The sequence below is a fragment of the Microcoleus sp. Pol12B4 genome (assembly GCF_036701385.1).
Classification (GTDB): domain Bacteria; phylum Cyanobacteriota; class Cyanobacteriia; order Cyanobacteriales; family Microcoleaceae; genus Microcoleus.
The window spans coordinates 1-6,779 of record NZ_JAUBQR010000291.1; the positions used below are offsets into that span (position 1 = coordinate 1).

Below are 6,779 nucleotides of genomic sequence, written 5' to 3' on the forward strand. Positions count from 1 at the left end.
GCCAATTTCACCCTCCAATTTTTCGCCAACAATCCCCCGGGAACCCAAGGTCAAACCTTAATTGCTTCTATCCCGGTAACTACTGACGCCGCCGGCAACGCTGCTTTTAATCAAACTTTCCCAGCAGCAGTCACCGCAGGCCAATTAATCACCGCGACAGCAACCGACGCCGCCGGCAACACTTCGGAATTTTCCGCACAGCCTGTTCCCGTTGTCGTACCGCTGAGTACGATCGCCGGCATCAAATTTAACGACATTGACGGCAACGGCACTCAAGCTGCCGGAGAAGTTGGCGTTCCCGGAGTTACAGTTTTCCTCGACACAAACGGTGACGGCATCCTCGGCGCCGGCGAAACTTCCGCAACTACCGATGCTAACGGCGGCTTTACTTTCCCCAACCTGCCCTCCGGCACTTACAACGTTCGGGAAGTTGTACCGCCATTCAGCCAGCCAACTACTCCCAATCCGGTTTCAGTCACGCTGGCAGCAGGTGAAACGACTCCTGCTACAGTTAATTTCGGCAATAGCCTCCAGACGGGCACCATAACTGGTCTTAAATTCAACGACACCAACGGTAACGGCAGTCAAGATACCGGAGAAATTGGCATTCCTGGCGTCACGATTTTCCTTGACACTAACAACAACGGCACTTCAGACACCGGAGAAACCCAAGTTACTACCGGTACCGATGGCAGCTACAGCTTCCCCAACCTGCAAACAGGCACTTACAACGTCGGGGAAGTGGTGCCGACAGGTTTTACACCAACCACCCCTAACCCCCGAACCGTTCCCTTAGATCCAGGTCAAACTTCCACTGCCAATTTCGGCAACCAACAAGTCCCGCCAACACCAACACCAACGCCGACTCCGACTCCGACTCCGCCTCCGACTCCGACTCCGCCTCAGCCTCCGACTCCCGTCCAACAAAGCAGCATCAGCGGTCTTAAATTCAACGACGGCAACGGCAACGGTACTCGGGATGCGGAGGAAACTGGTCTTTCGGGATGGCAAATTTTCCTCGATGCGAACGGGAACAACTCTTTAGATTCGGGCGAAACTATTGTTACCACTGACAATTCTGGTAATTACAGTTTCAACAATCTCAATCCCGGCACCTACAATGTGCGAGAGGTGCGGCAGACTGAATGGACGCAAACTACTGCTAATCCGGCGGCGGTTAATCTGGGCAGTGGCGAAAATCGTAGTGGAATTAATTTCGGCAATTTCCAAAATATTAGCATTAGCGGCAGCAAGTTTAATGACCTCAATAACAATGGGGTTTTGGATGCTCAAGAACCGCTCTTGCCGAACTGGCAAATCTTCCTTGACGCTAACAGCAATAACTCTTTAGATGCTGGAGAAGTTAACACTTCAACTGATAGTTTGGGCGGCTACATTTTAGCTAATTTAGGACCAGGAACTTATCGAGTTCGGGAAGTAAATCAACCTGGTTGGACGCCAACTACTGCCAATCCTGCTGATATTATTGCTGTCAGCGGCACTAATGTTAGCAATATTAACTTTGGCAATTCTTTCTCCCAAGTCCAACCAACACCAACACCAACACCACTACCACCGCAAGAAGGACAAGATGTTGACTGCATTTGTGAACAAATTGTTTTACCAAGTATTGGCAGTGTTCGGGGTCCGAGTTCTGTCACTAATACCCGCAACGGTACTAATGGCAACGACACTATTCTCGCCACTAATAACGGTGACGAAATAAATGGTTTTGACGGCGATGATTTGTTGGCCGGGTTCCGAGGCAATGATAATATTTACGGGGGACTTAACAGTGCTTTCCCGGTTGGCCCCGATATAGACACGGACTTGGTGTTTGGCAATGAGGGTAATGATTACCTCAATGGAGTGGCTGGAGAGGATTTAATCTTTGCGGGCAAGAACGACGATGTTGTTTACGGCGGCAAAGATGACGACATTATTTTCGGCGACCAAGAAAGCGATACTTTAATTGGCGACCAGGGTAACGATACTATCTACGGGGGAACTATTAACCCCTTCGACCCTGATTTGACTGGCAACGATTTGGTGTTCGGTTTGGCGGGCGATGACTTCCTCAGCGGGGAGAAAAATCAAGATACGATCGCAGGCGGTGAGGGTAATGATACAGTACGTGCCGGCAAGGGCGATGACTTAGTTGTCGGCCAATTGGGCAGCAACCTGCTGTTTGGCGATGAAGGCAGTGATACTATCTGTGGTGGCGAGGGGGGAGATACAGTGTACGGGGATATTGGTAGCCCTCTTCCGATTGGTTCTACTGGCGGAAAAGACCAAATATGTGGCGGTTTGGGCAACGATTTGCTGTTTGGCAATGAAGGTCAGGATACTGTCAATGGGGAGGTCGGGAACGATACTCTTTACGGCGGTAAGGATGAGGACAGTTTGCTTGGCAGTGCTGGGGACGACTTCTTGTTTGGAGATCAAGGGAATGATACTCTGATTGGAGGCACCGGAAACGATCGATTTATGTTGGGTATTGACCTAGGCAGCGAGACTATTTTAGACTTTCAATACGGCCTCGATTCGCTCGGCTTAATTGGTGGTCTGGATTTCTCCCAACTAAGCATTGTGACCGAGAATAGTTCTACCCTCATCCGAGTTACTGGTTCCGGGCAACTTTTGGCAACTCTCAGCAATGTGCCTGCAAGCGTGATTACTGCCACAGATTTTGCTCTCCTCTAGTGCGATCGAGCTAATTAATTAGGTGAGAATATTGTAGGGACGATGGATTAAGAGACTGTTGGCAAATAAAAAAGGGTGAAACCAAACATCTTACTGCAAATTCCACGTTGTTTGTGAAGTACACCCCTGATCCATGAATCCCCGTAGGGACAAGGCATTGCCTTGTCCCTACTACTTTATGAACCTGGAATACGCGGTATAATCATGGCAAATAAACTCTGATAAGCCAGAAGTAATAAATATCGTTTCCTGTTGCACGGCGCCGTGTTCAACCTGTGGGTAATATTAATTCCGATGCTACCGCAGTTGATATGACTCGGTGCCGAAAAACGAAATGGTTGAGTGTTAACTGTTGACTCGATTTTATTATGCCAATACAATCGAGAACGATATCACATCAAACTTGGCATCGTATAGGTCGTCGGTTCAAATCCCGCCACTTCGAGCAACAAAACCCGCCTAATTAAGCGGGTTTTGTAGTTTTCCTAAATATTTTCACTCTTTGGCAATGATTAAACAATCACTCTCAACTTTAGACAGCATATCTGGGAAAGCTGATGTGTAATTGCCATCTTTGTCTACAATTCTGCGAAGTATATATCCGTTGTCAGGAGGTCTGCCGAAAAACGAGTTTGTGCGATGCCAGATATCTCCGTTCGGAGTATTCGGATCTCGATCGATCAAAAAATCTACCAGCCACTGCGGTACAGATAATCCAAACAGTATCGGCGTAATGTGTCCGTGCTGCAAAGTTGCATCCGAGAATCGGAACAAGTAGCTAAAGCGAGAAAATTTGACTAAATAAATTAACATCCGTCCCGCCATTGATGAATGAAATGTCCAGATAACAGGGTCAAAAACGCGCAGCAATAACGTCCGTTCGGCAGCATTCCAGTCTGAACCGTACATCGTCAGACAATCGTCTGGTAAAACATTCCCGTCCATAAAAAAGATACCTTGCAGGACTTCAGGTAACTCCGCTGGATGTTCTACTTTCATCCAATTTGCGATGTCTTTTAGTTGCTTTTGTTCGATTAACATGGTATTATTTATCCTCAAAATAGTTGTGTTTTGGTTTCCTATTAGATACCCCCTTGATTTCTTAGTCGATCGATAGATAGTTTGTGTGGTGTGCGGTTTCAACTCACATCTTGCATCATTGCCAATAAGTTATTCAAGGGCGGGCGGGACACCCCACAATAAACTTGATGTCTTGTGGGGTGGGCCGTCGGGCCTGTTAAGCGAGAATGGTGCAATATCTCTGTTTCAACCGCTATCTGATGCGAGCTTTTGGATTGATTACCGCTGCAAGTTAGGCTCAGAGGCTCGGCGCACTTTGCCTACCGTACTCACGACATCCACCAGCATCTTGAGTGCGATGTCTTTACCTGGGCAAATTCGTCCCGCGCTGCGATCGCCGACGGAATGAAATCCCATATGAAAAGGGCAGAGATTCTCCCGCTTAGGGTTGAATTCGTACACCGTAGAGCCCCAGAAACTCTCGTCTAGCAGCCCCAGGCTGAGCGGTATCAATACCTTGGTTCCGGCCGGGAAGGTGCGCTCTTTACCCGCTACCGTTGCGGTGAAAGGCTCTGTCGCGACTCGGTGCGTGGCGCTGACCGGGGCCCAGAGGCGGGCGCATTCCAGGAGGAAGAGCTCGATCGACTGGCGATCGTCCAAATCGAGCTGATCCCAAAAATCAGTCGGGTTAATTTGGGCCGTCTGCTGTCCTTTATAGGCGGGGAGAGGGCGGTACCCCATTGCCGTGTAGCCTAGGTGCAGGGGGCCTTGCAGTCCCGCTATCCCCATAATTGATGTCATCAGCTTTGCCAATTCCCGCTTAGTCATGCCATTGTTTTCCGAGCTCTCCTCGAAGTCGGCTAAAGCTGGGGAATTTTCATAGATAGTCGCTGCACGCTCGATTAGAGTGGACAAATCCCCGTGTCCAAAAAGGTTCAGGCTTTGCAGCAGGTTGCCGATGACGGCGAAGTAGTGCAGCGGGCTTTGGCGGGTGTAATGCAATTCGGTGAGAAGTTCGATCGACTCTGAATCGTCTGGATTAATCCCAAAGATGACGTAGTGCAGGTATCGGACTAAAAATCCCATCCAACCCCGCTTGACATCGGTAAAAAACGCTCCCCCCGCACCGTGTGGCATTTGGGCATAATCGGCGGCTAGCCGATCGAGCAACCGCCTGCTGATTTCGTCTCCCTGGCGATCCGCTGTCGCACTGTTGAACAGATACTTCTGCATACAGCTTCGGAATGCCGCGTGGTTGCTGCTACCATCAGTTTCGCGATCGGACAAAGACAGTAGAAAAAGGTTCCTACCCCCGACATCTTGGTTGGGGGCGCTATCGGGATCTAATACAGAAGTACCAAGCCGCCATCCGCGCGCCTGGGGCGATGTGAGTGCTTTTTCCAGCGTGTCAAACTCTCCCATCACGACTTGCCCCGCGCAGCAAAAGTTTGCTCCGAAAGCCAGCCGTTTTATCTGCAAATAGGTGGGTTCGTTGGCAATCAAACCCTCAATCAGGGCGATCGGCGGTAGCATCGTTTTGCTGAGACTTTCGTCCGGGTTTTGCAAAGCCCAAACCTGAAACTCGTTCAGTGCCGGGTTCATCAGCGATGAGAAAATAGTATCTAAATTTAGGTTCATCATAATTCCTCCGAGAATCCTTCGCCATAACGCGCTTCGCATTTAGCAGCAAGAGGGTATTGAGCGGCCATTGAGCGGGTATTGAATCCCACTTAATTGCCAAAATCAGTAAGTATAACTATAGCCATCTTTATTTGTGAACACAGTGGCAATATAGATATAGTTTTACTGAATATGTCTGCGCTCCAGTCTAGCCTTTTCCCGGAGATTGAGTGGAATTTTTAACGATTGCTGGTAAGTAGATCTATAGCCTTTCTCAGAAAGATGAGGTATCATGTTACTGACACTCACTCGTGAGGGTCAAACAGAGAAGATCAGCTCAAATGAACTATAATTAGATGGTTCAGTAAAGCCACGCGAAAGCCATACCACACATAATAGCATTTTTTTGACAGCACGCGATGGTTGATTAACAACACGTTTACTTGTACCCAACTTCATACATTGTTAAAAATGAAAGCTTATTCGATTGATTTTAGGCAAAAAATCCTTGATACTTATCATGCTGAACCCATTTCACAAAAAGCAATAGCTAAGCGTTTTTCTGTAGCCCTGAGTTTTGTACAAAAATTGCTTAAACAATATCGTGAAACAAAAAACATTACTCCGAGAACTGACCGATGTGGAGTCAAAGGCAAACTCAATGCGGAGCAACTACTCATCTTGGCCCAATTGATTGAAGAAAATAATGATGCAACTCTTGAAGAACTCCGTTATTTACTTTATGGAAAACTCGGATTTTCCGTTAGTAGAGCTACCATAGGAAGAATGATAAAACTCTTAAACATTACTGTAAAAAAAACTCTATTCCCTTCAGGCAAAGGCACCGACCGAGTTCAAATCCTGCGATGTGAGTTCTGGAAAACAATTAAAAAAATTAGTTTGAAAGACTTAATATTCCTTGACGAATCGGGAGTTAATTTGGCAATGGTGAGGTTATATGCTAGGTCTTTAAAAGGTGACAGAGCCAAGGGGTCCAAACCAACTAAACGTGGCAAAAATGTCTCAATAATTGGAGCAATGTCAGTCAATAAAATTTTGACATCGGTTAATCTAATAGGCGGAACTGATGCAATTACATTTGAAGCTTTTATTATCAGAAAACTCGTACCACAACTCTGGAAAGGTGCTTGTGTGGTGATGGATAATTGTCCTATTCACCTGGGAGAAGAAGTCAAAAAAGCTATTGAAAACAAAGGCGCAAAATTAATATACTTATCACCTTATTCACCAGATTTTTCACCAATTGAGAATCTGTGGTCAAAACTTAAAATCATTCTCCGTTCTATCAAGACTACTAATTATCAAGAGTTAGGAAAAGCCATCGAGTTTGCGTTCGGACAAGTTACATCGTCAAATATTTTTAACTGGTTTACACACTGCTGTTATTGTACCTCATCTTTCTGATAAAGGCTATA

General features: G+C 46.9%; 4 protein-coding genes. 2 read left to right on the forward strand and 2 right to left on the reverse strand.

Annotated features, from left to right (window positions below; all coding sequences use genetic code 11):
* Positions 1-2,703: SdrD B-like domain-containing protein (locus tag QUA38_RS26450; protein ID WP_333167147.1), on the forward strand; the 2,703-nt coding region annotated here is incomplete at its 5' end.
* 495 nt (positions 2,704-3,198) lie between these two features.
* Here the strand turns inward: QUA38_RS26450 and QUA38_RS26455 are convergent.
* Complete coding sequence (locus QUA38_RS26455) at positions 3,199-3,744, reverse strand: hypothetical protein (protein WP_333167149.1); 546 nt, start codon at positions 3,742-3,744, stop codon at positions 3,199-3,201.
* Between the two features lie 258 nt (positions 3,745-4,002).
* Positions 4,003-5,364, reverse strand: coding sequence for a cytochrome 450 (locus tag QUA38_RS26460; protein WP_333167151.1), 1,362 nt, complete (start codon positions 5,362-5,364; stop codon positions 4,003-4,005).
* A 450-nt stretch (positions 5,365-5,814) separates the two neighbouring features.
* On the opposite strand from QUA38_RS26460, the gene QUA38_RS26465 reads away from it, so the two are divergent.
* On the forward strand, positions 5,815-6,768 hold the full coding sequence (locus tag QUA38_RS26465) for an IS630 family transposase (protein ID WP_333167153.1): 954 nt from the start codon (positions 5,815-5,817) through the stop codon (positions 6,766-6,768).
* The last annotated feature ends 11 nt before the right edge of the window (positions 6,769-6,779 follow it).